The organism is Rhizobium skierniewicense (genome assembly GCF_014196515.1).
GTDB lineage: Bacteria > Pseudomonadota > Alphaproteobacteria > Rhizobiales > Rhizobiaceae > Agrobacterium > Agrobacterium skierniewicense.
In genome coordinates this window covers 18,319-43,620 of record NZ_JACIDV010000010.1, presented here as the reverse complement: position 1 = coordinate 43,620, position 25,302 = coordinate 18,319, and the positions used below count along the sequence as shown (strand labels likewise).

At 59.4% G+C, this 25,302-nt stretch carries 29 protein-coding genes and 4 pseudogenes; 11 read left to right on the top strand and 22 right to left on the bottom strand.

The window, feature by feature from the left end:
- Positions 1–549: 549 nt before the first annotated feature.
- Positions 550–1,491: a hypothetical protein gene (locus tag GGQ73_RS16295; protein WP_012478144.1), complete on the bottom strand. Its 942-nt coding sequence runs from the start codon at positions 1,489–1,491 to the stop codon at positions 550–552.
- 308 nt (positions 1,492–1,799) lie between these two features.
- Between GGQ73_RS16295 and GGQ73_RS16290 the strand changes: the two genes are divergently transcribed.
- Positions 1,800–2,528: a transposase gene (locus tag GGQ73_RS16290; RefSeq protein WP_173994919.1), complete on the top strand. Its 729-nt coding sequence runs from the start codon at positions 1,800–1,802 to the stop codon at positions 2,526–2,528.
- A 188-nt stretch (positions 2,529–2,716) separates the two neighbouring features.
- On the opposite strand, the gene GGQ73_RS16285 is transcribed toward GGQ73_RS16290, so the two are convergent.
- The 7 genes from GGQ73_RS16285 to traA form a co-directional block, all read right to left on the bottom strand.
- The gene (locus GGQ73_RS16285; protein WP_035258696.1) at positions 2,717–3,025 is read right to left on the bottom strand and encodes a transcriptional repressor TraM; all 309 of its coding nucleotides are present in this window, start codon (positions 3,023–3,025) and stop codon (positions 2,717–2,719) included.
- Between the two features lie 423 nt (positions 3,026–3,448).
- A complete protein-coding gene (locus GGQ73_RS23365; protein ID WP_158006765.1) occupies positions 3,449–3,694 on the bottom strand; it encodes a ProQ/FINO family protein in 246 nt (81 codons plus the stop codon).
- Positions 3,695–3,821: 127 nt separating this feature from the next.
- Positions 3,822–4,412 (bottom strand): hypothetical protein, encoded by a 591-nt coding sequence (locus GGQ73_RS16275; protein WP_065657600.1) that lies wholly within the window; start codon positions 4,410–4,412, stop codon positions 3,822–3,824.
- 18 nt (positions 4,413–4,430) lie between these two features.
- Complete coding sequence (locus GGQ73_RS16270) at positions 4,431–5,060, bottom strand: TraH family protein (RefSeq protein WP_065657599.1); 630 nt, start codon at positions 5,058–5,060, stop codon at positions 4,431–4,433.
- A gap of 12 nt (positions 5,061–5,072) precedes the next feature.
- On the bottom strand, positions 5,073–6,368 hold the full coding sequence (locus tag GGQ73_RS16265) for a conjugal transfer protein TraB (RefSeq protein ID WP_081307303.1): 1,296 nt from the start codon (positions 6,366–6,368) through the stop codon (positions 5,073–5,075).
- A complete protein-coding gene (gene traF, locus GGQ73_RS16260; protein WP_410171771.1) occupies positions 6,289–6,771 on the bottom strand; it encodes a conjugative transfer signal peptidase TraF in 483 nt (160 codons plus the stop codon). Before traF ends, GGQ73_RS16265 begins: the two co-directional genes overlap by 80 nt.
- A 44-nt stretch (positions 6,772–6,815) precedes the next feature.
- The gene (gene traA, locus GGQ73_RS16255) at positions 6,816–10,118 is read right to left on the bottom strand and encodes a Ti-type conjugative transfer relaxase TraA (RefSeq protein ID WP_173994917.1); all 3,303 of its coding nucleotides are present in this window, start codon (positions 10,116–10,118) and stop codon (positions 6,816–6,818) included.
- 253 nt (positions 10,119–10,371) lie between these two features.
- On the opposite strand from traA, the gene traC reads away from it, so the two are divergent.
- The 7 genes from traC to GGQ73_RS16220 all read left to right on the top strand — a co-directional run bounded on the left by traC (position 10,372) and on the right by GGQ73_RS16220 (position 14,399).
- The gene (gene traC / locus GGQ73_RS16250) at positions 10,372–10,668 is read left to right on the top strand and encodes a conjugal transfer protein TraC (protein ID WP_012478136.1); all 297 of its coding nucleotides are present in this window, start codon (positions 10,372–10,374) and stop codon (positions 10,666–10,668) included.
- Positions 10,669–10,672: 4 nt separating this feature from the next.
- Positions 10,673–10,888, top strand: a complete 216-nt coding sequence (gene traD, locus GGQ73_RS16245) for a type IV conjugative transfer system coupling protein TraD (protein WP_065657595.1) — start codon at positions 10,673–10,675, stop codon at positions 10,886–10,888.
- The gene (gene traG, locus GGQ73_RS16240) at positions 10,875–12,818 is read left to right on the top strand and encodes a Ti-type conjugative transfer system protein TraG (protein ID WP_173994914.1); all 1,944 of its coding nucleotides are present in this window, start codon (positions 10,875–10,877) and stop codon (positions 12,816–12,818) included. The genes traD and traG overlap by 14 nt, the downstream gene beginning before the upstream one ends.
- A 15-nt stretch (positions 12,819–12,833) precedes the next feature.
- Complete coding sequence (locus GGQ73_RS16235) at positions 12,834–13,031, top strand: hypothetical protein (RefSeq protein ID WP_012478133.1); 198 nt, start codon at positions 12,834–12,836, stop codon at positions 13,029–13,031.
- 2 nt (positions 13,032–13,033) lie between these two features.
- Positions 13,034–13,546, top strand: coding sequence for a thermonuclease family protein (locus GGQ73_RS16230; RefSeq protein WP_234902686.1), 513 nt, complete (start codon positions 13,034–13,036; stop codon positions 13,544–13,546).
- Between the two features lie 229 nt (positions 13,547–13,775).
- The gene (locus GGQ73_RS16225) at positions 13,776–14,087 is read left to right on the top strand and encodes a WGR domain-containing protein (RefSeq protein ID WP_035258710.1); all 312 of its coding nucleotides are present in this window, start codon (positions 13,776–13,778) and stop codon (positions 14,085–14,087) included.
- Positions 14,088–14,120: 33 nt separating this feature from the next.
- Complete coding sequence (locus GGQ73_RS16220; RefSeq protein ID WP_003517400.1) at positions 14,121–14,399, top strand: HU family DNA-binding protein; 279 nt, start codon at positions 14,121–14,123, stop codon at positions 14,397–14,399.
- Between the two features lie 149 nt (positions 14,400–14,548).
- Here the strand turns inward: GGQ73_RS16220 and GGQ73_RS16215 are convergent, their stop codons facing one another.
- The 14 genes and pseudogenes from GGQ73_RS16215 to GGQ73_RS16150 form a co-directional block, all read right to left on the bottom strand.
- A complete protein-coding gene (locus tag GGQ73_RS16215; RefSeq protein WP_174018777.1) occupies positions 14,549–14,710 on the bottom strand; it encodes a hypothetical protein in 162 nt (53 codons plus the stop codon).
- A gap of 320 nt (positions 14,711–15,030) precedes the next feature.
- The gene (locus GGQ73_RS16210) at positions 15,031–15,342 is read right to left on the bottom strand and encodes a DUF736 domain-containing protein (RefSeq protein WP_003517402.1); all 312 of its coding nucleotides are present in this window, start codon (positions 15,340–15,342) and stop codon (positions 15,031–15,033) included.
- A 660-nt stretch (positions 15,343–16,002) separates the two neighbouring features.
- On the bottom strand, positions 16,003–16,626 hold the full coding sequence (locus tag GGQ73_RS16205; protein WP_080728845.1) for an RES family NAD+ phosphorylase: 624 nt from the start codon (positions 16,624–16,626) through the stop codon (positions 16,003–16,005).
- On the bottom strand, positions 16,598–17,314 hold the full coding sequence (locus GGQ73_RS16200) for an antitoxin Xre/MbcA/ParS-like domain-containing protein (RefSeq protein WP_065657593.1): 717 nt from the start codon (positions 17,312–17,314) through the stop codon (positions 16,598–16,600). Before GGQ73_RS16200 ends, GGQ73_RS16205 begins: the two co-directional genes overlap by 29 nt.
- 147 nt (positions 17,315–17,461) lie before the next feature.
- Entirely contained in the window at positions 17,462–18,394 is a 933-nt protein-coding gene (locus GGQ73_RS16195; RefSeq protein WP_173994908.1) for an ArdC family protein, read from the bottom strand.
- A gap of 184 nt (positions 18,395–18,578) precedes the next feature.
- Positions 18,579–18,998: a helix-turn-helix domain-containing protein gene (locus tag GGQ73_RS16190; protein WP_065657591.1), complete on the bottom strand. Its 420-nt coding sequence runs from the start codon at positions 18,996–18,998 to the stop codon at positions 18,579–18,581.
- A gap of 114 nt (positions 18,999–19,112) precedes the next feature.
- The gene (locus tag GGQ73_RS16185) at positions 19,113–19,508 is read right to left on the bottom strand and encodes a ProQ/FINO family protein (RefSeq protein ID WP_233284305.1); all 396 of its coding nucleotides are present in this window, start codon (positions 19,506–19,508) and stop codon (positions 19,113–19,115) included.
- A 165-nt stretch (positions 19,509–19,673) separates the two neighbouring features.
- Positions 19,674–20,273, bottom strand: a complete 600-nt coding sequence (locus GGQ73_RS16180) for a hypothetical protein (RefSeq protein ID WP_173994906.1) — start codon at positions 20,271–20,273, stop codon at positions 19,674–19,676.
- 386 nt (positions 20,274–20,659) lie between these two features.
- Positions 20,660–21,025: a dsRNA-binding motif domain-containing protein gene (locus GGQ73_RS16175; RefSeq protein WP_065657589.1), complete on the bottom strand. Its 366-nt coding sequence runs from the start codon at positions 21,023–21,025 to the stop codon at positions 20,660–20,662.
- Positions 21,022–21,642: pseudogene (locus GGQ73_RS16170) on the bottom strand (DUF7007 domain-containing protein); the annotation flags it as partial. The pseudogene GGQ73_RS16170 and the gene GGQ73_RS16175, both read right to left, overlap by 4 nt.
- 32 nt (positions 21,643–21,674) lie before the next feature.
- Positions 21,675–21,737, bottom strand: a pseudogene (locus GGQ73_RS23360) (cold-shock protein); the annotation flags it as partial.
- Between the two features lie 98 nt (positions 21,738–21,835).
- Entirely contained in the window at positions 21,836–22,180 is a 345-nt protein-coding gene (locus GGQ73_RS16160; protein WP_012478106.1) for a hypothetical protein, read from the bottom strand.
- A 3-nt stretch (positions 22,181–22,183) separates the two neighbouring features.
- Complete coding sequence (locus GGQ73_RS16155) at positions 22,184–22,486, bottom strand: integration host factor subunit beta (protein WP_065657584.1); 303 nt, start codon at positions 22,484–22,486, stop codon at positions 22,184–22,186.
- Between the two features lie 131 nt (positions 22,487–22,617).
- A pseudogene (locus GGQ73_RS16150) lies at positions 22,618–23,499 on the bottom strand (lactate dehydrogenase); the annotation flags it as partial.
- Positions 23,500–23,671: 172 nt separating this feature from the next.
- Between GGQ73_RS16150 and xth the strand changes: the two are divergent.
- The 3 genes and pseudogenes from xth to GGQ73_RS16135 all read left to right on the top strand — a co-directional run bounded on the left by xth (position 23,672) and on the right by GGQ73_RS16135 (position 25,205).
- Positions 23,672–24,420, top strand: a pseudogene (gene xth, locus GGQ73_RS23000) (exodeoxyribonuclease III).
- Between the two features lie 44 nt (positions 24,421–24,464).
- On the top strand, positions 24,465–24,710 hold the full coding sequence (locus GGQ73_RS16140; RefSeq protein ID WP_012478103.1) for a hypothetical protein: 246 nt from the start codon (positions 24,465–24,467) through the stop codon (positions 24,708–24,710).
- A gap of 12 nt (positions 24,711–24,722) precedes the next feature.
- Entirely contained in the window at positions 24,723–25,205 is a 483-nt protein-coding gene (locus tag GGQ73_RS16135) for a hypothetical protein (RefSeq protein ID WP_174018307.1), read from the top strand.
- The last annotated feature ends 97 nt before the right edge of the window (positions 25,206–25,302 follow it).

Genomic DNA, 25,302 nt, shown 5'->3' with positions numbered 1-25,302 from the left:
ACCCAACTGGAACCAGTCATGTTCAATACCAGAAGACCCTTCGAGTCTGCGCCGCAAGGAAATCTGATGGTGACAAAACACCTGAATGCCGACAGCGCCGCTGCAAGGGTTGGCGACGAAAGTGTCCAGCAATTTAGCCGCGAATATGCTCGAATGTTCGAGGCTCCGCCCAAGCGGGATGGGATGTGCAAAGCGTCTGGCGCGGCCTACCGTAAGTGCGAGCAACATGTGCACCGACACAAATTCCCGAAGTTTAGATCGCCGGAGGCGTTGAAATCGACGGTATCCTGACCTTGGCAGACGCTGGATTTGATGTGCTAGGAGAAGTTTCCTTCTTGGGGGACCTTCGGTTGATCGAGGCGAATTTCTGTGAAACAAAGCAAACCTGAGTGGACAAATGATATTGCGGCTCGGTGAGCCAAAACGTCTCACGTACCCCACGAGAGCGCCTTGATCTTTTCGCCAACACTGTCGATAACGCCGGATCGCGCGACACATGGTTCTCGTCGTCGTCTCGTAGTTCGCAACAATTCTACGAAATAATTGAGGTTACCTCCCTCGGACGTCGGGGGCGCGGCTTTTGAGTTCTTCACGCGCGAGATTGAGGGTGTCACTTATAGTCTGTTGCAGGGGCCTTGCAGAGCGCATCTTCTCAAGGTCACTGCCTTGACCGAGGCTGAGATTGCTTCTAACTGAACTTTCTATGTCTGCCAGCCGCTCATCGACAGTTGGCTTTTGCGTGGAGCGCCAAGTGGCCTTCTCGTACTCATCTTGCGCCCTCAACCAATCATAGCGTTCCTTCTGCGATTGAATGAGTGCTGCCATATCAGGATTATTGACCACGGTATCAAGCATCCTCGCCTTCAGGCTATCTTCCATGTGGGGCAATGCCTTGAACAAGGCGTAAGTTCCACTGAAGTTTTCATCGCTTGGCAACTCATCGGTAAAGGGGGTGGAAAAGTGCTCAAGCATTTTCTCGACAAGACGTCGACGATCTTCCGAGCTAAATTCACCGACATGGGGCGCAACATACTCAAGCGCGTGACCTTGATCGTACGGTTCTGCGATATTCAATATATGATCTACGAGCGCTGATTTTCGTTGCGGTGTTTGCAGCTTTAAAGTTCCCCCGATTGCATCAATTCTCTCCCCGGCCAGGGCGTAGTCCCTTGGCAAGGCTGGACGAAACTCAGGATGCTCAGAGAATCCTTCTGTGGGAACCGCGTGGTCATATAAGGCCTTGCTTGCTGCGCCAAGTCTATTGATTTGTCCGTGAAATCTTCCTCCAGCACTACGCTCAACACTTTCCTTTACAGATTTATTAGAGAGCTTAAGGTTTGAGATATTCCTTGCAGTCTCAACAGGATCGTTAGTGACCATGCCATCCACGATCCGGGAGATCAGATCGTCGCTCATTACGCGATGGAAGGGTGACACCTCTTTTTCTATGGGTTGCCGCTGTGTCTGTGAATTGGATACAATATTCTGCATATATCTCACTCCGCGGAAATCTTGCGATCCGACCACAATATCAAATAAGACCGCGCCGGTTATAAGAATAACGTTTCAACTGAAATTTCTGTTTGCCGTCATGCCGCGCTGTCTGAGTGATTTTCGAGCGGATTAGGCTGTTGAACTGGAAAATCGAAGGGGGCCTCGACGCTGGAGTCCAAGCCATCAAACCTATCGAATATAGCGGTGGATCGTAAGCGTCCGGTGAGCCTGTAGTAGAAATTTTCATCGAACATCGGAAGTTACGTCCATAACTTTGTCGTCAGCGACGTCATCGCGGATAAACTATGGACCTTATGAAGATTTTGACAGGGGTCGAGCGTCGGCGTGACTGGTCTGATGACGATAAGCTACAGATATTGGAAGAGGCTGCCGCTTCAGGCGCAAGGATCGTGGATGTCGCCCATCGGCACGATATCCGTCCCCAGCAGATTTACACCCGGCGCAGGGAAGTTCGCGGCGACCAACCCAGTGGTTTCGTTCCTGCTGTTGCGCTGATTGCGTCGGAGCCGATCAGTGAAGCGGAGCGGCCGAATGCGACGGCCAAACCTACGACTGCGAAGCGCTCGGTAAAACCATCGCGCATTGAGATCGGTTGCAAGGGCGTTTGTGTTTTGAAGGTCGAGGCTGATACCGCACCTGACGTGCTGAAGGCGCTGATCCGCTCGTTGAAGGGGCATGATAGTGAAGGGTGCAAATTACCGGGTCACTCTTGCCTGCGGCGTAACCGAGATGCGCAATTTAGCGCCGCCAATAATTATGCGGAGTCGGAGACGACGATGGGCGCAGGAAGGGTCACTGTCAATCGGGCCTGTGATTGTGACTTAGTCAATTCTGTTTTGTCCGAGCCGGGGTCATGGTCCTTTACTTTTACGAGAGTTCGGATGCCGCCGGTGAGGCAGTTCACCAGTTCAAGCGCGAGGCGGCCGAGTATCCTGAATTTGGAAATCGGCTTATCTCGTGAAAATTCAGATCCGCGCAGTTTCGCCGGATGTGGCGCGTGTGTCACTGAATGAAGGCATCTAGAGGCTCATCAAAACCTACGAAATAATCGAAACGATTGACGACACAGATCAAGCCGGCACCCGCTGAGGAACACGATGGGCGACGCCACCACTAGACGCGCAGCTTAAGCACGTAAACCAAGCGATACAGCCATATCCGCCCTCACACGATGATTGTCCGCACTTGACTTTGCCAGCTGTCAGTTGACGACGACCTTGGGAATGAAGCCAAGAATACTGATCAAGGTTTTCACGGCGCTCATCTGCGCATGCATTTCGATGATCGCTTCAATGTATCGAACATGCTGTGGGCCGCCGGCTTCTTTTCCGGTTTTGTAGGTCTCCGGGAGAGCCTGGAAGAGTTCATCGGCTTTTGCCACCAATCGCCGGTGCGTCCTGATAGCGTCAACCGTGATGGTTTCCAGATCCGCCGGAGGTAATCCTCGCGTCAGCCCGATCAATGGGCGGAGCTCGACCTTATTCGTTACGATTGCATCTTCCAGTTCCATTCCTCACCTAACCCTGGTTGGCCGCGGTACGCCCCCGCTGACGTTGAACCCTGTGAACCCTTGCCGGGGGTTAGAATCCGAGATGAATCGGCCCTGCGACCTTTAGCCGGAGCCTGGACATACGCCGCAGGCCCCCGGACACAAAGTCAGAGGGTTCCTGGCGCCATTCCGGTCAGCGCCAACCGTTCATCTGCGGATTCTAAGCCGCAACGCAGCGCGTACTGCGTCAACCACCCTTATAAGAGTCATTCCATGGAGAAGCCAGTCGTGATGAGGATCGCGTAGGTGCAATTTTTCACGAAACCGCCGTCAGAGATGATTTCACGCGCCTGTCGGATTAGTTTTGAGCTAATTTTTCGCTTTCACGTTGCTCGCGGCGCTGCTTGCGTCGTTCCTGAACGATCAGGAAAGTCTGACGGGCGTTCAGCCGATCCTCATCTCTGACGGCGCCGAAGGGTTCACCAACATATCATGGCGCAAGGCATCCGGCCGCGCGGTCGCATAAAGATACGCCGCACTGTGCGTGTACCGGCGCAGCGCTTTGTGCAGATCCGACAGTGCCGCACCCGGTCTCAACAATCTCTCGATGTCATCATTGATCCCGATCCTGAACGGCAGGACTATCTCCCCTTCAGCCGAAGGAAGAACTGCAATTGGCCCAGTTAACAAGGCGTTTACCGCCTTGGCCGCTCCAAACGAGTACCGATCGACCTTGATCGGACCGCGGGAGGCTTTCCATGGGCTGATAGGCTTCGAGTTGCTGCCCTTAATTCATCCTGCCTTAGACGCGTTAGAACTAACTGAAATTCGCTGGATTGTCGAAGAACGCTTCGCATTTCGCCTTGTTAAGCCGCACATCAAAGCTCCCAAAATAGAAGTATTTGAAGCTCTTGATGAAGTGCTTGTATCCAAGTTTGTCGTAGTCCCGCGTCTGGCGGACATATGCGAAATCGAGCGTCGGCGAGCGGGAAGTCCTGCTTGAGCCGACATGCGGTGCGCGATCAGCCTCGACAATGTCGAAATGCGCGAACTTACCGTCGGGTGTCAGAAAATACTCGACGCGCCAGTTAGCGGGATCCGGTTTGGGGATCTTGATGCGGCGGGCTTTACGGAGGATGTCGGCTGCCTGCTTTGCAAGACCGCCCCTGAAAAAGTCATCCTGCTCCATCGCCCAGAAAAAATAGTCCGGGTCCGTCAGCAACAACTGCGGTAGCGTTTTACCCTTATACTTACCTATTGGCATCTCTAACCACATGATCGCCTCCGCATACACCGTGCGAAAGATATTGTGTTGATCTGGAGCGTCTTCAATGATCCGTCCGAGCTGAATATGCTGCAGGCAGCGGCAAGCCTGCAGGGAGTCCGGGTGGCGCGATTCCAATTTCATCGCACTCTGGCGGCAGGCTTAACGCTCTTGAGCGCCGATCCCCGACAGGTCGATCCTGATGCCGGCCTTGTTTGGATCAGACGAGACAGCTTCGGATGAAGCATCTTCATCTCTTGGATTTTCGCGAGAGTCGTTTTTTGTTTCGGCTTCGTCACTTTGGGTTGAAGCGGGTTGAGCAAGTTTTCCCTGACCAGGATCTTCGGCCCGAAACACCGCCAGCCCCTCAAAATATCCCGTCTGCCAAGCGATGACCGCATCATCCATAACCTGTGGCAGGACGTCTTTTGCTGTGGGATTGCCGTACCATTTAATGACGATGCGAAAGACCTTGGCAAACAGTGCTGTCCCCATGCGGATATTCTCACAAGGCTCGACCATTTCCGGCTTCAATTGACCGGCCTCGACGATTCCGACCCCTGCCGGATACTGGGTGATGCCAACGCGAACGGTGTTGCGTCCGAGATTGTCGCGGATGAGAGCCAAAGCCTCTTCCGGCGTTGTCGGCTTTGGCACCAGAACCATGCTGTTGCCTGAGCGCACGGTGACAGCCAGCGGATCCTGCGATCCTGCCTTCGCGATGAATTTCTCGACGATTGCTGGCTTCAGGGAGGGGTCGGCGCATTGCTGGACAAGGACGGCATCGAGCATCCCGGGTACTCCCTATGTGTTGAAGGTCATAACGACGGGCAGGTCAAAGAGCCTTGCCCAGGCTGAGACGCTCGCTTTTTGGATTGCGACGATCGATGTGTTTTCCGTCCACCAGCCATTGCCGACGGCAACGATCACCTCGGGCGAGTGCAGCATCGATTGAAGGATCGGCCAGAGAATGAGCTGCTCGTAGCAAATCAGCGGCGCGACCCTTGCTCCGTCAACCTCAACCACCGGATTGCCGAAGAAGTCGGCCCGCGCGCCACCTCCTTGCCCGGTCCATGGCAACCATGGTTGCCACATCGATCCGGGAACCGGCATGCGCTCGCGATAGAGGATGTTCGATTTATCGGCCGATATCGCCACCATCACATTGTCGTAGCCTTTGGGATCGACGACGGCAGCACCAGCGATGACGATGCGGTCCGAGCCGCGGAGACCTTCACGCCAGAGCCGCGCAACGGTCGGCGTCCAGAAGCCGAGCGCACTTTCGGGCAGCACCGCAACATGTACGTCCGGCTGCTCAGCAATCGTCCGACGCACTGTCGCGATCAGGTCACGGTGATAGTTAAGCGAGCCATCGCGCCCAAGGTCTCCCCCTCGTTTCAGATCGACGGCCATCCATCCGGGTGTTAGTTTCGGGGGCGTCCAGTTCGTGGCGGACCAGACGTAAAGTCCTCCGAGGACTGCGACCGCGATTTGCCATCTTCGACCGGTCATGAGGACCAACAGGATCGCGGTCGCGCCAAGGCCTGACCAACCCCGCCCGGGAAACAAGACGCCGGCGGCTGTCAGCGGATGCGCCCAGCCCGTGATGCCAAATGGCGGCAGTCCTGTCAGCGCCATGGCGAGCAGATAGCGGAGCGCTCTCGCCGCGTCCGTCCCCCTCTTCCCCGAAGAGTCTCCGCCACGAGGTTTCGTCCAGCACACTGCATGGACGATGACGAAGGATGCGGAAGCCATCACCCAAAGCGCCAGACCGGGCCAAAGATCGGCGGCATAGAAGTTCGCCACGCCCTGCGGCAATCCGCGCGAGGCCGCCAGGAAATAGCCCGCCGCAACAAGTGCGGCGATCATACGTGACGGCGCCATTGCCCAGAGCAACGGAAAGAACATGGCGAGCGGGAGAAGAAGCACCTCGCCGCTCCAGCCGATCCTCCCACAGGCAATCGAGGCGATGATCAGAAGGATGGGTTTCCAGCGCTCGTTCCTCTGGTCGTCACCGCGATCACGGATCGAAGGTGAGGACCGGCCGCGCCAGGCCGACCAGACCGGAATCCGGAACCGGGCCAAAGTATCGACTATCATAGGAGCTCGCGAAGGATGAGTGAAGGAAGAGATGATACGGCGGCACAACGCCGCCGGGATCAGGCAAGAGCATCCTGCCCTCGCCGTCCGTGCGCCACACAGACGATGCGGGAACCAGACGACCGTCGATGAACACGCGATCGGTGATGTCGACACGCTGTCCGGGAAGTGCTGCGACCGTCTTGATCAGCGGCGCAAAGCCGCCGGCGCAAAGCCCTCGGCGCAGATATCCGCGCCGCCATGCGTCTGCGAAGACAGCTGTCATGGGTGGGCATAAAAACACCAGATCGCCGATCGCGACCGGACGCTGAAGCTCTTCGATACGCCAGAGGCCGAGCGGCTCGCTTGGGGTCAGGTTCAGGCGATAGCCACCCGTGAACGCCGTCGCCGTCACTACGGACATGACGACGGCGGCGCCCGCGAGAAACTGAAGAATCCTCTTCCGTCTCATTGCTTCAGCACCGGTGCCTGGCGCTGGGTTAGACGCTGTTCCTCGGCTTGCCTTAGCGATTGAGCGGTGCGCTCGTGGGCCGCGAGCTGTTGCGCTGTCCGCATCACCGGCCAGGCTTGTTTGAGCTGCTGCTTCTGCTCCGGCGTCATGCCCTCAGAGAGTTTTTCGTACAGCGTTCCGGAAGGCTCGCGCGCGGCGTTGTTCAGCAGCGTTCGTTCCCCGAACCGCTCCGTAACCGACTGACTGAACCCGTCGATTTCGAGCTTGGTTTCACGATTGCTGAGCGCGTAGGCCATCGCCGCCGGAAGATCGTTGCGGTCGATGGCGTCACGCACCCGCTCCAGCACAACACGCGCTGCCGGCGACAGTGCCGGAATGTCGATCGAGACCCGCTGGCGCAGCGTCTGCTCGTCCGCCTGGTGCCGCATCGTGGCAGTCTCGCGCATCTGAAGATATTGCTCAAGATCGCGCTTGAGAGAAGGCACATTCACCTCGGCGATGCGACGTGCCTCGCGCTCTGCCTTGCCTGCCAGAATGCCGGTCTTGCCCTTCAATGGACCGATAGTCTCCGGCTCCGCCTCAAGCTTTTGGAGGACCTGCTTCGCCATCTCCTTATCTGCCAGAACCGTATCGAAGTTGATGGCGCGGAAGGCGGTTACGGGATCGGCGAAGACGTAGCGGAAGCGCGCCGAGACCTCCTCCCATTGCTGCTTCAGCGTGGGATCGGCGCCGAGCTTGTCACCGATCGTGTCGGCAACAGAGCCGGAGAATGTCTTGATGCCTGCGACCATGGGCGCGGCCTCCTTCATCGTTTGGGTTTTTGGGGATTGGTCGGAGCCGAGGCGCTCACCGAGCGCACGAAGCCTATGAACGAGATCGGAAACCTTTGTTTTTTGGCGCAGCGTCCAGTCGAGCCGGTCGCGCAGCATTGTTCGAGCCACCTGCATGATGTGCAGGCCACGGTTTTCGGCAAAGCGGAGGGCCTCGCGGTAGAGTTTGCCGCGCTCGTAATCGAGCGTCGTCTCCTTGGCGTTCTTTCGAGAAAGAACCTTTGCCAGGCCACCGTTGAAGGCGAAGGAACGGCGCCCGTAATAGAGCTGAAGATCCTCGCGATGGCGGGTCATCGCGACATAGGTCAGATGCCGATCGAGCGACAGAGAGGCCAGCACCTTGACCCTGTCGACAGTGGCGCCCTGAGACTTGTGGATGGTCGTCGCATAGCCGTGATCGAGATTTCTGTAGAAGCGTTGTTCGACCACAACATGCCGCCGATGATCCCGATCCCCGACCACCGCAACGATGCGGTTCGGCGCAGCCTCAACGACATGGCCGATCATGCCGTTCTTTACCCCAAGTGAGGTCTCATTCTTCAGGAAGACGATCTGATCGCCTGCGTCGAAACGGCGTTCGCCGTCAGCCGTTCTAAAGACGTGGCCCTCGCCGACGATGCCGCGCTCGACCAGCTTCTCGCGCGCCATGACGTTGAGCATGCGCACGTCGCGGCGCAGATGGGCGAGGATCAATGTCGTCTTCGTCTGGTCGTAATCATGGTTCCAGTGGGCGATCAGGCGCTCAACCGCTTCCGCCTTCAGACGTTCGCCAACAATTCCCGCATTGGCATTGTAGAGCGCCAACGCCTTCTCGACATTGCCGCGCGCCAGATCGAGCGACGCCTTGCGCATCCAGTCCTCGCGCTGGCGATAGATCGTTTCGAGTTCAGCGTAACCAATCCGATCGACAATGGCGCGGAAGGCAGCGCCCGCCTCAATGGGCTGCAGCTGTTCGGGGTCGCCGACCAGCACGATCTTTGCCCCTGCCCTGACGACGGCATCGACAAAGCCCGCCATCTGTTTCGAGGCTACCATGCCGGCCTCGTCCATGACGAAGACGGTCTTATTGTCGAGCACGTCACGACCGCGGTTCCAGCGCAGCTCCCAGGATGAGAGCGTGCGGCTCTCGATGCCGGCTTCGCTCGAAAGGCCCTCCGCCGCTTTGCCGGCGAGCGCGCCACCAACGACACGATATCCGGCCAGCTCCCACGCCTCCCGCGCCGCCTTCATCATCGTGGTCTTGCCAGCACCCGCGCGTCCGACGACGGCGGCGATACGGGCAGGTCCTGCAATGCGCTCGATCGCTGCTTTCTGCTCGTCGGACAGCCGCTCATGCCGCTTGAACGTGGCTTCGAGAGCGGAGTGGGAAACGCCCCTTCCCTCCCGGTTCGACAGCCATGTTGCCTGCCACGCCATCGTCGCTTCCAGCCGAATCATCGCTCGCGTCGAATAACGCGCCGGCACTTTCTTTGCGGTCGCAAAATCGATCGTTTCGCGCTGCAGCCGCAGCACTTCCGGGTTCAGGATGATCCTGACCATGAGTTGTTGGAAGACTGCGGGATCGTCGATATAGCGATGCAATACCTTGGCTATATCGCGTTCGTCGAAGACGCTCTTTTCCCGCGTGATCAGGTCGAGCACGATGGCGGGATTGCGTAGGATCCGGCGGGCATTTTCCGAGCGTCGCTCCTCGTTCAGCTCGATCCGCTCCAGCTCCGGCCTGACACCCCGGCTCGCCGCTTTGCGCTCGATCGCCTTGGCACCGACGCCGAGATGGATGGTGGGCTCAAGTTCGATACCCTGCTTCTCGTAGGAGCGTCCATCGATGCGAAGATCGATCTCGGCAAGCGCCAAATGATGGTTCTGTCGCTCGAACCACCCATCCCGCAGCACGTTGAAGGCATCGGTCGATCCGCCCCAAAGTTCGTAGAGAATCTTGCCGGACTTCGTCCGCACCGGCTGGCCGTCCTCGCCGATGACCGCGACTTTCTTCGACCCGAAGCCGTCCTCGGAGAGAGGCCGTAACGTGCTCATCAAATGGACGTGCGGATTGCCGGGATTGTCGTGATAGACCCAGTCCGCCACCATGCCTTTCGCCCGGATGTGTTTCTCGACGAAATCACGGACCAGGGCGATGTTCTGCTCGGGTGTGAGCTCCAGCGGCAGTGCAATCGTCAGGTCGCGGGCCAGCTGCGCGTCGGAGCGTTTTTCGAAAGCCTCGACCTTGTTCCAGAAGGCTTCGACCGCGCCCGAAACCGCACGATCCGCAATGAGCGCTTTCGCCCATTTCGGGGCATCGGCAGGAAGCATGAATTCCTCATGCAGCAAGCCCTGCTTGCGCGTGTAGTCGATGGTGCGGGCTTCACGCTCGTATTCCATCTTCGCGCAGTGCCGGTAGGCCGCGGACAGCACCACGCTGCGGCCGTCGCCGCGGCTGATGATGCTGGCTGAGAAGTGTGCGATGGCCACGGCGATAAAAGCTCCCGGTTCGAACCTTGTTCGTCGGGAGCGGCCAGGCGATTCCGGGCCTCTGAGCAAGACGTCGCGCCACGACGTATAATTGCGCCCTTGGACCCTTGGAGCCATTCCTTCGGAACAGTCGGGATCATCCACCAAAGCGAGCGATCTGCCGATGTGCAGATCTGCACATGTCTTTTCCAGCGCATCCGGGAGACTCTGGGCGTCGCAAGAGCAACGCCCAGAGTTCAAAGGAGCAACCGGAATGAAGAAGCCGTCATCGAAGATCAGGGAGGAAATCGCAAGACTCCAGGATCAGCTCAAGCAGGCCGAGACCCGTGAGGCTGAACGCATTGGTCGCATCGCACTGAAAGCCGGCCTCGGGGAGATCGAGATCGACGAGGCGGACCTTCAGGCGGCCTTGGAGGAGATCGCCAAACGGTTTCGCGGAGGCAAAGGTATTGCAACCGGAAAGAAGGATTCCGGAGATGGCCGAAACGCAAGCGGGGCCTCCACGGCGCAGTCGTCTGGCGCGGATGCGGGCGGCATTGGTGAGGCTTGAGCGGATGGCAAAGACGATAACATCAGATGCGCGCAAGAAGGGCACGCGCGAAAAAATCGAACTCGGCGGCCTGATCGTCAAAGCCGGACTGCGCTACGAGAAGCGTTCTCTGCTGCTCGGCCTGCTGATCGACGCCAACAGACGGATCAGGGGCGACGAGACGGAGAAGGCCCGACTCGCGGCAATCGGCGCGGAGGCCTTTGGCAATGAGGGCGAATAGGCTGCTACTGGCAATCCTGCCCGCGGCGATCATGCTCGCGGCGATGATCCTGACGTCAGGCATGGAATATCGGTTGTCGGCGCTCGGAACATCAGCGCAAGCGAAGCTGATGCTGGGAAGGGCTGGTCTCGCCCTGCCTCATGTGGTGGCTGCCGCGATCGGCGTCGTCGCGCTCTTTGCCGCCAATGGTTCGACGCATATCAAGGTGGCCGGTTTGAGCGTTCTGGCAGGAAGTGCTGTGGTCATCATCATCGCCATGACACGCGAAACGATCCGCCTGGCTGGTGTTGCCGGCAATGTGCCAGCTGGCCAAACGGTTCTCGCATATGCCGATCCGGCAACGATGATTGGCGTTGGCGTCGCCTTCATCGGAAGCGTCTTTGCCTTGCGGGTTGCGATCAAGGGGAATGCAGCCTTCGCAATGGCTGCACCAAAGCGGATCGGTGGCAGGCGTGCAGTCCATGGCGAGGCCGACTGGATGAAGATGCAGGAGGCCGGAACGCTGTTTCCTGAGCACGGCGGCATCGTCATCGGCGAGCGGTATCGCGTTGATCGCGATAGTGTTGCCGCCATGCCGTTCCGGGCCGATGACAAGCAAAGCTGGGGCGGCGGCGGCAAGGCGCCACTGCTCTGCTTCGATGGTTCCTTCGGCTCGTCGCATGGCATCGTCTTTGCCGGTTCCGGTGGATTCAAAACGACCTCAGTAACAATACCGACCGCGCTCAAATGGGGCGGCGGTCTCGTTGTGCTGGATCCGTCAAGCGAGGTTGCTCCGATGGTCAGCGAGCACCGGCGCCAGGCCGGCCGGAAGGTGATCGTGCTCGATCCCACAGCGTCTGGTGTCGGCTTCAATGCGCTGGACTGGATTGGCCGTCATGGCAATACGAAGGAAGAAGACATCGTCGCCGTCGCCACCTGGATCATGACCGACAATGCACGCACAGCGTCCGCCCGCGACGACTTCTTTCGCGCCTCGGCCATGCAGCTTCTAACCGCACTCATCGCCGACGTTTGTCTGTCCGGCCATACCGATGAGAAAGAGCAGACGCTGCGCCGTGTCCGGGCTAATCTTTCCGAACCGGAGCCCAAGCTTCGGGCACGTTTGACGAAGATTTATGAACAGTCGGAATCCGACTTCGTGAAGGAGAACGTCGCGGTTTTCGTCAACATGACGCCGGAGACGTTTTCCGGTGTCTACGCCAATGCGGTCAAGGAAACACACTGGCTGTCGTACACGAACTATGCCGCCCTCGTTTCTGGTGACAGTCTCTCAACTGACGATCTCGCCGAGGGCGGAACGGACATCTTCATCGCACTTGATCTGAAGGTGCTGGAAGCGCATCCCGGCCTGGCGCGTGTCGTCATCGGCTCGCTGCTCAACGCCATTTACAATCGCAATGGTGATGTGAAGGGGCGCACGCTATTTCTGTTCGATGAAGTGGCCCGTCTCGGATTCCTGCGCATCCTTGAAACGGCCCGCGATGCCGGTCGCAAATATGGTATCACGCTAACGCTGATCTTCCAGTCGCTCGGCCAGATGCGCGAGGCTTATGGAGGGCGTGATGCGACGAGCAAATGGTTCGAATCCGCATCCTGGATTTCGTTTTCTGCAATCAACGATCCTGACACCGCTCACTACATTTCGAAGCGATGTGGCGACACCACGGTCGAGGTCGATCAAACCAATCGTTCCTCCGGAATGAAGGGATCGTCGAGATCGCGGTCGAAGCAACTCAACCGCCGGCCCCTGATCCTTTCGCATGAGGTTCTGCGCATGCGCGCCGACGAGCAGATCGTCTTCACCTCGGGCAATGCACCCCTTCGATGCGGGCGCGCCATGTGGTTCCGGCGCGAGGACATGAAGGCCTGTGTCGCAGAGAACCGGTTTCAGAAAAACTCTTTCGGCACGGACAATCCGGCTTTGAATTAGATCGAGGGAGCAACCATGAGATATTGGGAAGCCTGTGAAGCACAGGTCACAGCTGAAGAGGCAATCGAAGAATGCCGCATCCACGAGATCGACGCCGTTGCCCGCCAGCTCGACAGCGCCATCATCGATCTGCAGACCGGTGATGTCATCGCTTATGTCGATGAGGCGGGAGAATATTCTGGCGCCGATATTCTTGGATATCTGGGATATTGATGATGAACGGTGAAGTGAGGTCCATGGCCTCGATGGCAAGGAACGAAACCTGTCAACCAGCTCACAAAATCCGGCGTTCGTCACGGAAGTCAGTGTGGTTGCTCGTGCTGTTTTGCGCAATGATCGGGACGGCACAAACGGGCGATCAGCTCCGAGCGTCGTTCACGCTGTGCGATACGGGAAGACGGACGACCTGCGTTGTGGACGGGGACACCTTCTGGCTGGAGGGCGTCAAGATCCGCATTGCCGATATCGACGCGCCGGAAATCTCGCAGCCGGCCTGTGAAGAGGAACGCCTGGCCGGCGAAGCAGCAAAGTTGCGATTGCTCCAGCTGCTCAATGCGGCGGCCGAATTTTCGCTGGTGGCTGGTGTACGGGACGAAGATCCTTATGGCCGAAAGCTGCGTATCGTTTCACGCGCAGGCAAGTCGCTCGGCGAGCAGCTGGTGCGGGAGAAGCTTGGCCGACGCTGGGGCAGCCCCCGGATCGATTGGTGTGGCGGCGATATGCACTGAAAGGTCGCCTGCCTGCATCCGCCGTAGTGTTTCCGCGAGAGGATCGTCACCGGAATCGGCCGAAACCGCGTTGCGGGTTCGGTGAGCGGAGCGAGTAGAACCGTGCGGCGAAGCCGTCTCACCCAACCGGAGCCGATTACCGATATTCATCACGAAAATGAATCGAAAGTGGCCATTCGATTCAGAAGTGTCGTTGGACCGTAGCGTGAAGATCGACGATCATGCGGGGATGGGTATTCATCACTACCAGCTTTATTGCCAGAGGATCGACGCCAACAGGAACATGGCCCGATATTACGCGCTTGCGATCCGGCCAACCCTGTTCGGAGAAACCGCGTTGGTACGGACATGGGGACGGATCGGCAAGGCGGGCGGGGAGATGACCGAGGTGTTCGGCAATGAGAATGATGCGATATCGCGCTTCCTCGAACTGGTATTGCAGAAGCGCAAAAGGGGCTATCAACCGGCAAGAAACTGTGGAAACCCCGGCAGGAGCGCCACTCTATGGACAACGCCGCATGACAACGTAACGATCGCCTGAAAGGGTTTTCCCGTCTTTAACGAGGAAACCGTCATGACCACAACCAATGAAATCGCCGAAAAGATCGCATCCGAACAGAACCTGACCAAAGCCCAGGCGAAATCGATCGTCGAAACCGTCTTCGCGTCGATCACGACGGCAGCCACGTCCGGAGCGGAAACATCTATCCCGGGATTCGGCAAGTTCAAGATCAAGGATACCCCGGAGCGTGAGGCTCGCAATCCGGCAACCGGCGCCACCATCAAGGTTGCCGCTGCGAAGAAGCTTACGTTCCAGCCTGCCAAAGCACTGAAAGATGTGCTGAACAAGTGAGCCGAACCGCGGCAAGCGGGGTCATCAGGGGGAGCCGCCAAAGGCAGACGGCGTAGCGTCATCGGCGCTGCTTGCCTTGACGCTTAAAGCTGATCTCGATCTCGATGGCAATCGGACGGTGGTGGCAGCATTGCGGGTGTATGCCGCCCTCAGAAGGACGGCACGGCGTCAACGGAACCGTCCTGCTCGGCCATGATAACGGCCAGTTCGGCCAGAGCCAGTTCCAGCTCCGCGGCAATCTGGCGACGCTCGTCCGGGTGGCAATGGTTCATCTCGGCGCGCAGTTCTTCGATATGTTGTTCCAGTAGCATCGTCATCTCCTTGACGTTTGAGAAAGATGACGCCGCGGGGCGTGAGGAAATGACGGGGTCAGGGATCGCGTCGGCGACCGCCAGAGGCGGCGAGTGGGGTGCCGGTTTTGTTGAAGCGCAGGGAACCGGAGCGGAAGCAAAATCGGGGGGCCACGCGAAGTCCTTGAGGCCGGCATTTGCTCGCGGCACGATTGGTCACTCTGAGCAGACCCCGCCTCTCCGTATCGCGACCGGAAGAAGAAGCGGGCTAGATGCCCGGTTCCTTCTTGGTTTGAACAAGGGAAAAGCCCCGCCGTTTCCGGCAGGGCTTCCGTCTTTGATCAGGCGTCGCGCTTCGGGCGGTTCCAGACCAACGTATAGTCGCCTTCCCTCTCGGTCGGCCAAAGTGCCGCATTGATCGGGGCCGGAAAGCTCGGATCGTCGAGCTTGACCGAGATGTAGGGCTCTCCGTCGCCGGAAACCTGGCTCCAGGCGGCGCCGACTTCGGCCGCTCCGGACATGATCCGGAAGTCGGGAGCGTCGCGGGATGTGCGTTCGATCGGGTTCAGGCGGGCCTTCATGGAGACCGTCAGAGTGCGTACGTGGCCGAGGATGGTGTTGCCGTTGGTGGTGAATTCGCCGATGATTGCCATTGTCGTGATCCTTTCGGTTTGATCGGGCCGCGACCATCGCGTCCTCGATGACTGTCGATTTGATCGGGGACGATCGGACCGCATCCCCAGGGACCGGAATGCAATGGAGGGCGGCGGGAGACGGCTTTCTTGGACCGCGAGGAATGCGAACGCAGGTCGCAGGGGAAGAAAGGTGGCGATGCCGTTGCGGGCGAACGATCGAGGCGCAGCCGCTCTTCGATCAGACATGTCAAATCGAGGCCGCGTTGGCCGCGCCCACTTCCTATGCCCGAATGGATGGCAGCAATGGCCACATCGATCGTTTGGGAATTTGCCGGGCCAATGCGACGAGTCCGCAGAGCGTCGCCGAACTTTCCGTCTCGATGGCGGCTCCGGTTTCAGATCGGTTACATGTCGTCCATGCATGCTCTTGTTCGCCAAAAATTATCCGTTGTTGGCAAGACGCAGGGGCCAGTCACAACAACATCGTTTCGTGCCCGCACGAGGTAAGATCGTGTCCGCTGACACCGGACCGGACAAGCCGCGCTGTCCGTTCCAGAATTTGCGATCAGCATATTCTGTCCTGCACTCAATCGCAGCTGATTGATGCCGCCCCCTCGGTCGACGGTGGGTGTGTCCACGGATCCATGTCGCGGCCATGAACGAAAGTGAGGATACCTCTCAAGGAGAGCGAGCGCTCCGGACCGAGACACCGATTTCCTTCAGTGCAGGAACTAGGCCCGGGTGTCGAAGAAGCTCGATTGCCGGCGTCGCCGCGAGCTTGCGCGTCACCGCACGGTCGTAGACCGCCAGACAATGGGCGCCTGTCAACCGCGATGCGTACAACAATCCGTCGGCATCGAAGGACCCGTAGACGGCCTCGCTCAGCGCCTGCCCATCGTTGTGTGTTTTCGCACGGGCAGCATCGGTACTAACTCCTAGCTTGAGCAGACCGGTGGTTCTCAGATCGAGGACGGTCAAGGGATCGACAGCGGAAACCTCGGCAATCGCCCAGTCTTCGAACTCTGTTTCATCAAGCACCCGGTCGGCGCTGCCCTCGAAGCGGTCACGCACGATCGTTTCGGCAATCGCCGTCGGCAGATCCTGCGCGATGTAGGCCAGGCGAAATCGCCTGTGTGGGCTGGAAAAGCGGCTATTGCCAAAGCCCATGCCGAGTGGCGTCGCCATGTGAGCACGCGGCAAAACGCGCAACCAGGCATTCGGCCGAAACGCCAGTGCGAGATCGGCAACTGTTTTGGGATCGAGCTTCACAGTGTCAGCCGAAATCACGCTCGGCCGCAGCAAGGACCTCGTCCAGACGACCATTTTTCATGAGATCCAACGGTGAGCCGCCGATATCGGGCTTTGTCCGGATCAACCACTGCCAGGCGACACGAGGGTTGGCGATGATCCGCGTCACCTGAGCCATGCCCTCTACCGGGCGTCCATCGACGAACTGCGCCAATGGAAAGACATGCTTGCGTTCGCCCCTCAGCAGGCCAATCACCGCGCCACGCCTCTGCCAGTCGTGCAGCGTCGACCGTTTCGTGCCAAATGTCTTTTCGATCTCGGCCGGTCCCGCGACAGGACCGGCCCAGTCCTCGAGACGCGTCGGCTCTGCAAAAGCTGCAAGTCTGCGCCTTCCTTCATCGAGATCGACGGGCGCGGGAAGACCGGCGCCCTGACTGACCTCGACGGACTTGCCAACCGCAAGCGGCGCGAGGCGGACGTCCGCCTCCGCGATGAGGCCAGCGACCGCGACCGCGACGGCTTGCGCCAGCTCGCGCTCGTCGGCAACGAGCCGGCGTTGCTGGTCGGCGGCAAGACGTGCGGTTGCTGCGGTGACTGCGGCGACGACACGCCCCGTCGCGGCAAGCGCCGTCTTGGAAAGACGTGGATTATGACGGGCGAGGACCTCGACGACGTCGGCAATGGCCGCCGGGTTCAACCCAGACAAGGAGGTTGCTGACGATTTTCTGACGGATGTGACCATGTTCCTGCTCCTATCATCTACCACGATAGATAGTACAGATTGTCCGGAATGTCTAGATTGTAGGTCACATTCCCATGGGGCGGATAGGTCCACAGAAAGCTATTGTTTTGCTCGAACCAAAGGACGCCCAAAAAGAGACGAGCGCGATTACGCTACCTCCCTCGTCGCGCAGGCATCCGCCCTTGGCTGAAGACCGTGGAGATAATTGACCGCCCGCTGCGCATGGGCTGCCGCCTGGAAAATTGCCCGTTTGTCGTTGGCCAGCACCGAGAGCCATGACTGCAGATAGGACGCGTGATCCGGCCGCGGCTCAAGTTCCGGCGCGATACCGAGGTCAGCGCAGAGGAAGCAACTGCCAAGTTCGGCAATGAGTTCTTCCCGCGCTCGCTCCGTCCGGTCCTTGGCATAGCGCGACAGGTCGCGTCCCACGCGATGTTCTGCCGCCGTCCAGTGGGTCGCCTCATGGCTGAGGACTGCCGCATACCCGGCGGCATCGCGGAAGGCTTCGAACGGTGGCATCTGGATATAGTCCATGGCCGGAGAATAGTATGCCTGTTTGCCGCCGTGCCGAATGACTGCGCCGGTATTGCGGAAGAACTCGTCGGCGTGACCGATGCGCTCGATCGGGCTCAGGAGCGGTTCGGGTACGCCATGATAGTGGTCAGGCAGGCCGTCGATCTGCGCCACGTTGAACACCGTGTACGATTTAAGGAACGGAATATCGCGCTCCACCTCGCCGCCATTGCTGTCGGTCTCCGACTTGGTGAAGCGGCTTGCATAGATGACCGTCGTTCCGGTCTCGCCCTTGCGAACAGCTCCATCCAGCTGCAAGGCCTGTTTGAACGTCATCCATGTCGGCGAGACATAGCCCCTCGCTGTGCTCTCCGACCACAACAGCAGCACGTTGAGACCGCTATAGGCTTCGCCGTTGTGGCGTAGCGGCCGGGTGATCCGTCCGGTCGTGTTTGCGGCCGACCAGGGTTTCATCCACGGACGGACGCCTTTTTCCAGATCCGCAACGATCCTGTCGGTGATCCCCGCATAGAGATCGGCGCGCTCGCCCTGCCCTTTTCTTTTCATATCCTTGAACCTCCGTTTTCGGAGGTCGCGACCATCGCGACCCCGTCGCGGTGGTCCAAAAGCCGGGCAGATCAGGGATGAGCGCACGCGGAACGCGCCGTAACAACGTGAAGGAGGGCGAAGCCCTTGCGCGAAACCCTAGCCCCGGCAGGACCGGAGGCGGGACGGGTCGCGATGAGACCGATTATTGCGCCTCTTCCTCGGCGCGAGCGAGCGACTTCACCAGCAGGACAACTTTCTGCCGCACGGCAGCCGAAGGGATCTGCATAAAGGCGCGGTTGAGATTGAAGCCTTCCCTCGAAGACAGGAACAGCGCAACCTCGTCGGTCTCGCGTGTGATATGGGGATTATCGTCGTCTTGCCGCCCACCCTGGTTTCCGTCGAAGAAATAGGACATCGGAACATCCAGCGCCGTCGCGATCTGGCTGAGGCGGCTGGCGCCCACGCGGTTGGCGCCCTTCTCGTATTTCTGGACCTGCTGGAAGGTCACGCCAAGCTTGCCCGCCAATGACTGCTGGGACATCCTTAAAAGCTTCCGCTTCAGCTTAATACGGGCGCCGACTTCGACGTCGATCGCGTGCGGGGCTTTCCTTGTATCACTCAATTATCCGGCTCCTTCCGCATGTGATGGCTGCAGAATGAAGCAACAATTGTATCCGTTGCAAGGCCGCATTCTCATACGCGCATGATCGAAGGGAGGATTTCCCCGGCTTTGAAACTACTTGTCCGGGCTTGGCCCGGTTGCAACCTCTTCGGTCCGCCCAGCCTCTGCCGACGTCTGTCTCTCTCGCCGGATTTCCTCGACGCGCAACTGCGCTGACAGGCGATCCGCCTCATCGACCGGAGTGACAGGTGTACCGGTTGCATCATGACGCATGGCGTCCGGCTGCGCGCTCGCCAGCAGATAGTTCTTCGAGCGCGCATAGGCGGCAATCGCCCTGCGCAGGCGCACTGCCGGCACATCGGGTTGCAACGAGGAGCGGAACGTATCGAATATGCCGATCACAAACGGTAGGATCGGATCACCGTCTTTTACGGGAAGAACCGGCGCCGGGGTCGAAAGAAGCGCGTTGATGGCCGCGGCCTTTCGCAAATCGGAGGCGTTGGCCAACACGGGTCCCTGTGACTTCGGCCAAGGTTTGGTCCTGGGGGCTGAAACGGTTTCCATGGATATCCTTTCGAAATCGATCTCCTCGCATATAAGCATGCAGTTCTGACGAAAACAGGACAACCGTCTATGTGAAGGTCTGGCGGGGCTGGAGCCCCGCCGCGATGGGTGTTACTCGAAGGCGGATAGCTGCGCTGCGGCTGCCTTGCGGTCGAGCGTCTGGCCGGGGTTCTCGACCGGGCGGTCGAACGGCTTCCAGGTTTCGCCGACCACTTGCTCATAGGCAGCAACAGCGCCGACGGCTGCCATTCTGAGCGCATGCGCCTGGATACCCATGTCAGCTGCGAATTCGCGCTTGCGCTGGGCGGCGCTGTCGTAACCGACCGGACCGTCGAGATCCTCGTCGCGGGCATCCGCAGCACTCTTGGCGGTGGCGTCCCGCGCCTCAGTGACGGCGCGGGAGTAGAACTGGCCGGCGCCATGGGCCGATCCGACATAGGCGCCGACGATGCGCTGCAGATGGATCTGCATCGCCCGTTCGCCAAGGCCATCGGAAAGAGCAGTTGCGGTCTCGACGATCAGGCGCTCGTGCATGTCGCGGATGCCGTCGCTATCGAGAACGGCGGTGCCAAAACTTTCGGCGATCCGGAGCGCCTGGGTTTCGTCGGGGCATGCAAGGCGGACCATTTCGAGGGTGGCGCCTTTGCGCAGCGGCACGACGCGCGCGGAGGGGCGAGCTGATTGGCGGGACTGGGTGGTGGACTTTGCCATGATTGGTTTCCTTCTTGCTTCACCGAAGCGTCGGCCCCCTGGCCGTTCCGTCCTTCGGTGCGGCGACAAGGAACCGGCGCAAACCGGGCGGTTCAGGGTCCGGGCAGGCCAGATCGAGCGAAGAAGGCATGCGGTCAAGCGGGGCTGCCCAAGCCCTTGCGAAGCCCGCGTGCCTGCTTTGTCGAGAGCGGCATGACCGGCCGCCCCGCGGCGCGACAGCGGCCTTGAACCGAACGGGCGCCGGTTCAGACCGCCACGAAACCGAAGGACGGAACGGCCAGAGGCAAACCTCGGATACCGAAGTGGAGAGGAAACCATGCAAGACCTGCGCCAGGCCAGGCCAGGCCAATCCACCCTTCCTACCTCCCTGCCTTGCTTGCCAGCCATCACAGGCGCCGGACGTCACCGCTGGCTTGCGGCGCAGTTTGACCAGCGTTGCCGGGGAGAGCTGTACGGGCACGCAAGGATGCAATTGCCGCTTCCTGCCGCGCGAGCTTCCTCGAGAGCGCATCGATTTCCGGCTGCCGCTCGGCGGTGATGGCGGCGAGATTGGTGCGATAGCGGTTGAGGAACGCGTCCGGCTCATGCGGTCTGCCACGTCGATTCCTGGGTTTGCGCGCGCCAAGCGATGGTATCAGGGCGGTCATCTTGCGGATGATCTGACGCTCGATCATGCCGATCTGGTGCCGCGTCTGCCGGCAGGCGTCCTCCATGCGCCGCAATTCCACGTGGTGGTCGATGGAGGAGATCATGCCGCATCCCTCCCGTTCCATGATGCGAAGCTCGATGGGCCGTCAAATGCCGCATACCGGGTCTCGTCTATGACGAAGCCGAAACCGCCGGCCTGATAGTCTACGGACGGCACCAGAAAGCGGCGTTCCTCCACACCGTGATCGCGCCTGCCACCACGCGTGGCGATGACCTCCGTCATGCCGGGATGATGGTCCGAGCGAAGCGCGGAGATCACGACCCAGTCGTTGGCATGTCGCAGCTCGAAGGCCCGCCGATCTTTTTCCATGGATTCACCGGGAACGAGAACCCGGCCGAAGACTGCCTCACATGCGTCCGGCCAGCAATCGCGGATCATTTTGTCTGCGCATTTTCGCTCGAACACGGTGAAGAGATCCGGAAACGTCAGCGCGACGATGGCCCACTCGGCATCCTCTTCATAAAATCCGCTGTCGCGACCCAACATCGGATGGACCCGGGCGTTGCGCTCAGCCGAGAGTTTGAAGCCGCCATGTCCCACCGTGGTGTGGAAAACCACACCCTCGGCATAGATCGTCGCGCCTTGCGACGGACCCCAGGGCGTGTTGCAGTGTATCCGCGCGGGTCTGCGTGCAAGGAGAAGCAGCTCGCGGCTATGCTGCTCAGGTGCAGAAAAACATCCGGACCACCATCGTCCGGCGTAATGAAGCCAAACCGCTTGGTGGCATCGAACCACTTGACCTTGCCTGTCGGCATATTCTTCTCCCTGCTAGCTGGGCTTTATCTGCGATTGTTTGGCGGACCACATTTCATAATCGCGGAGCAGATCTTCGGCGATCGACTATTGCGGATATTCACGCCGCAAGATCTCGTTCTGCTGCTCCACGTCCGGCGATTGTTGAATGGCTTTGCCGAAAACGGTCAAGTACACTGTGACGCATCAGGGCCAGGCACTCCGGCGAGGCCAGATCACGTGGCAAATGTTCGAGCAAGCCGCTGACGATGACCACCCAGTTGTTGACCACATACGGCCGGTGGACCTCTTCGACCTTGCTTGTGATGTCCTCCAGCATCGAGAGAAGCGCGACAAACCGGACGGGCCAGGTTTCGGGCAGAAATTCCAGCGCCATCATCTCGACCGTCTCACGAATGTCCTCGGGAAGGGCCTCGCAGAACCCATGTCTCGAATATTCGATCAACGATTACTCCTTGCCACGCGGTTCTTCCGCCATATTCAGACGATCTTTGATCTCCTTGCCGGCGCGGAAGAACGGCACCCATTTTTCCTCGACGAGCACCGCGTTGCCGTTGAGGGGATTGCGCCCCGAGCGTGCGGGACGATGCCTTACGACAAAGGTGCCAAAACCCCGGATTTCGACGCGCTCTCCCCGTTCGAGGGCGCCGGTGATTTCATCGAGAACGGACTCGACGGCATTCTCCGCATCGCGACGATGGAGGTATGGATTTCTCGCGGCAAGGAGATCAACAAGCTCGGATTTAATCATGACAGACTTTTTAGCGAAAACGAGGCATTTGGGAAGCCTGTAGGCCTTCTCAACGACAAACCGTGCGCGGTTCGGCTAGGCCTCGTTACCGTGGTGTTCGCCGCAGCGGACCGCGCCTCATGGAGGTGATCTCATGCGGCGAGTTCGTTCGTCTCCACATCACCGCGCGCCGATTTTCCCAGCGCCTCCTCAACCTTTCGCAACGCATGGCGCTTTTCCGCCAGTTCATCCGCGAATGCAAAGGCGCCACCCTGCCGTGACTGGTAGGAGATCAGCCGGCGTTTGTATTCCTCCAGCCGCTGGCGATAGCGCTCCCGCTCCTCCCCGAACCCGTCGAGCGCATGTTCGAGACGAGAGATAGCTCCAAGCGGCGCGACGGTCACCGGCAACTCAATTTCATAATCCGCGCCGGTGCGTTGAAGCAGGGTCTGATAGTGGTAATTGTCACCACGCCCGAACGTTTCGGCATCGTAGACGAGATCGAAGCCACCGATGGAAGCAATGTGAATCTCCCCTTCATGCCGCAACTGGACGAGGGTGAGGATTTCCTTCATCAGCGCCCTCCCCGCCTCCTTACGCTCTCTATAGGTCTCGCCCTTGACGTTGATCGCAAAAGCATCACCTGAGGTCGGCACAAGCCGCTCGATATCAACTGCGATATCGCCAAGGCGACGGCCGGCGGTTTCGATCTCGCGCTCGGCGTCGCGGACCTGCCGTTGCACGGCAAAGAGATCGTCGTCATGGGCGGCACGCAGCCGTTCCAGCCGCGCAATGTCGGCCTCCAGCCCCGCCTTTTGCATCAGGCGCTCGTCACCACTTGCAATCGCCTTGGCCATGGCGAACTGGTTGGCCCGCCCCTCGTTCAGGTCCTCCAGCCGGCGGATCGAGGTATCACCCGAAAGGGCCGCGGCAATGAACCTCGCCTTGCGTTCGTTGTTCTGCCACATGGTGGCGTCGAGTGAGCCTTGCGTGGCATAGGGGTAGATCTCGACCTCGTCGTGCTGGTTATCCTGTTACTCGGTGATTAATCGAAAGGTCTCGTACGCGCCTCGGTGATTGGCATCGCATGAATTCCGGTATCGACAGGAAGAAGCCGCCATCAAAGCAGCAGCGGCGCCTCGGGCGCAGCTTTCTTTTTCGCCCATAGCTCGCTTGTCCGCTCCATCGTCACCAACTCGGGCGGAAATGTCCGCTTCCGGAATGCGAGCGCAGCTGCGGTGGCTGGCCGAAGCGCAGCCTGATGTCGTCTGTCTGCAGGAACTCAAGGCGCCGGACGAGAAGTTTCCCCGCCGGGAAATCGAGCGTGCCGGCTACGGCGCCATCTGGCATGGTCAGAAGAGCTGGAAGGGCGTTGCGGTCCTTGTCCGGGATAGGAGCCGCGCGAGACAAGCCGCGGCCTCCCGGGCGACCCCGACGACAGTCACAGCCGTTAAATCGAGGCTGCCATCAATGGCCTGATCGTCGGCTGCCTTTATCTTCCGAACGGCAATCCAGCACCAGGGCCAAAGTTTGACTACAAACTCCGCTGGTTCGAGCGGCTACATTCCTATGCCGCGGGGCTGTTGGAGCTTGATGTGCCCGTCGCCCTTGTCGGCGCTTTTAATGTGATGCCGACCGATCTCGACGTCTACAAACCCGAGCGCTGGCGAGACGATGCCCTGTTTCGGCCGTAAGTACGGGCCGCCTATGCCGAGTTTATTGCCATAGGCTGGACGGACGCCGTCAGGCTGCTGCATCCCGAACAACGGATCTATACGTTCTGGAAGTATTTCCGGAAAGCCTTCGCGCGTGATGCCGGTCTGCGCATCGACCATTTTCTTCTCAGTCCGTCACTACGGGAGCGACTGCAGACCTGCGGTGTCGACAAACATGTGCGTGCCTGGGAGCACACCAGCGACCATGCCCCGGTCTGGATTGAACTGGATGATGATTAGTCCGTTGTCGCCAAACCCATCGATGACAGAGGAGCAGACAGACAATGGCAGAGGGACAAGAGTTTGATGATGCGGAGTTTGCAGACCAACTTTCCGCGATGACCGACGAAGAACTGTTTGCGCTGATGCAAAAGCTCGAAGACGAAAGCGAAAATACCCCCTCCAAAGACCGTGACAGCAGCGAGGTCTTTGTCAGGATCGCCATGGTTGAGATCACGATCGAAGAGCGATTTCCCGGACAGCTATTGGTGCCATATAAGGACTGGCAGCAGCGGCGGATCGATATCTGAGGAGCGAAGATCGTGACAAATGGACCCGACAATGCCGAACTACTGTTCAAGCGTCTGGATGATCTTGTCGCCGAGATTATCGACCGGTTTGCGAATGAGGGCCATCGAACGGTCACGGTGATCGAAACGCTCCAAGACGTCATTGCAAAACATCGCTTGGCTTACGACCGTGACCCGATCCGGCTGAAGACGTCGAGGAGTCAGCGAACGATTGGCCCGCCGCGGCGAGCCCCGTCTGCGGGAGCCAACGTTCAAAGCCGATATCTGCGTCGGCCCGCTGACCTGCACCTCAGCGGTCCGCGAGCAGACTTGATGGTCGCGTCGGTTCTGGTGCGATGCAGTTCCCTGCGGGCGGCCCATCTTCTGCGAACAGTTCGACAAAAAGTTGGTCTGGCTCGCTCTGGCCGCCGCACTCAACCGCTCGAGACGATCGACCACCGTCTTGATTTGCCGCATAGCAGCATACCAGCTGCAGCTTTTGCCAATCTCGTCTGATGATGTCGGCGACAATCTGATAGGGGGTAGCGGGGCCAACCTCAATTGCCGGCCCTTTGCTGCGGGCGATTGCGGCCTTGCCCTGCGACGCGCTTAA

Excerpts from the sequence above, each read along its gene's own strand:
- GGQ73_RS16215 (WP_174018777.1), bottom strand. The coding sequence starts at position 14,710 with ATGCTACTGGAACAACATATCGAAGAACTGCGCGCCGAGATGAACCAT.
- traC (WP_012478136.1), top strand. The coding sequence starts at position 10,372 with ATGAAGAAGCCGTCATCGAAGATCAGGGAGGAAATCGCAAGACTCCAG.
- GGQ73_RS16140 (WP_012478103.1), top strand. The coding sequence starts at position 24,465 with ATGGCAGAGGGACAAGAGTTTGATGATGCGGAGTTTGCAGACCAACTT.
- GGQ73_RS16210 (WP_003517402.1), bottom strand. The coding sequence starts at position 15,342 with ATGGCAATCATCGGCGAATTCACCACCAACGGCAACACCATCCTCGGC.
- GGQ73_RS16230 (WP_234902686.1), top strand. The coding sequence starts at position 13,034 with ATGAACGGTGAAGTGAGGTCCATGGCCTCGATGGCAAGGAACGAAACC.
- GGQ73_RS16175 (WP_065657589.1), bottom strand. The coding sequence starts at position 21,025 with ATGATCTCCTCCATCGACCACCACGTGGAATTGCGGCGCATGGAGGAC.
- GGQ73_RS16235 (WP_012478133.1), top strand. The coding sequence starts at position 12,834 with ATGAGATATTGGGAAGCCTGTGAAGCACAGGTCACAGCTGAAGAGGCA.
- GGQ73_RS16225 (WP_035258710.1), top strand. The coding sequence starts at position 13,776 with ATGGGTATTCATCACTACCAGCTTTATTGCCAGAGGATCGACGCCAAC.
- GGQ73_RS16155 (WP_065657584.1), bottom strand. The coding sequence starts at position 22,486 with ATGATTAAATCCGAGCTTGTTGATCTCCTTGCCGCGAGAAATCCATAC.
- GGQ73_RS16285 (WP_035258696.1), bottom strand. The coding sequence starts at position 3,025 with ATGGAACTGGAAGATGCAATCGTAACGAATAAGGTCGAGCTCCGCCCA.
- GGQ73_RS16295 (WP_012478144.1), bottom strand. The coding sequence starts at position 1,491 with ATGCAGAATATTGTATCCAATTCACAGACACAGCGGCAACCCATAGAA.
- GGQ73_RS16290 (WP_173994919.1), top strand. The coding sequence starts at position 1,800 with ATGGACCTTATGAAGATTTTGACAGGGGTCGAGCGTCGGCGTGACTGG.
- GGQ73_RS16200 (WP_065657593.1), bottom strand. The coding sequence starts at position 17,314 with ATGGTCACATCCGTCAGAAAATCGTCAGCAACCTCCTTGTCTGGGTTG.
- GGQ73_RS16180 (WP_173994906.1), bottom strand. The coding sequence starts at position 20,273 with ATGGCAAAGTCCACCACCCAGTCCCGCCAATCAGCTCGCCCCTCCGCG.
- GGQ73_RS16270 (WP_065657599.1), bottom strand. The coding sequence starts at position 5,060 with ATGCTCGATGCCGTCCTTGTCCAGCAATGCGCCGACCCCTCCCTGAAG.
- traG (WP_173994914.1), top strand. The coding sequence starts at position 10,875 with ATGAGGGCGAATAGGCTGCTACTGGCAATCCTGCCCGCGGCGATCATG.
- traD (WP_065657595.1), top strand. The coding sequence starts at position 10,673 with ATGGCAAAGACGATAACATCAGATGCGCGCAAGAAGGGCACGCGCGAA.
- traF (WP_410171771.1), bottom strand. The coding sequence starts at position 6,771 with ATGTCCGTAGTGACGGCGACGGCGTTCACGGGTGGCTATCGCCTGAAC.
- GGQ73_RS16275 (WP_065657600.1), bottom strand. The coding sequence starts at position 4,412 with ATGAAATTGGAATCGCGCCACCCGGACTCCCTGCAGGCTTGCCGCTGC.
- GGQ73_RS16265 (WP_081307303.1), bottom strand. The coding sequence starts at position 6,368 with ATGATAGTCGATACTTTGGCCCGGTTCCGGATTCCGGTCTGGTCGGCC.
- GGQ73_RS16220 (WP_003517400.1), top strand. The coding sequence starts at position 14,121 with ATGACCACAACCAATGAAATCGCCGAAAAGATCGCATCCGAACAGAAC.
- GGQ73_RS16195 (WP_173994908.1), bottom strand. The coding sequence starts at position 18,394 with ATGAAAAGAAAAGGGCAGGGCGAGCGCGCCGATCTCTATGCGGGGATC.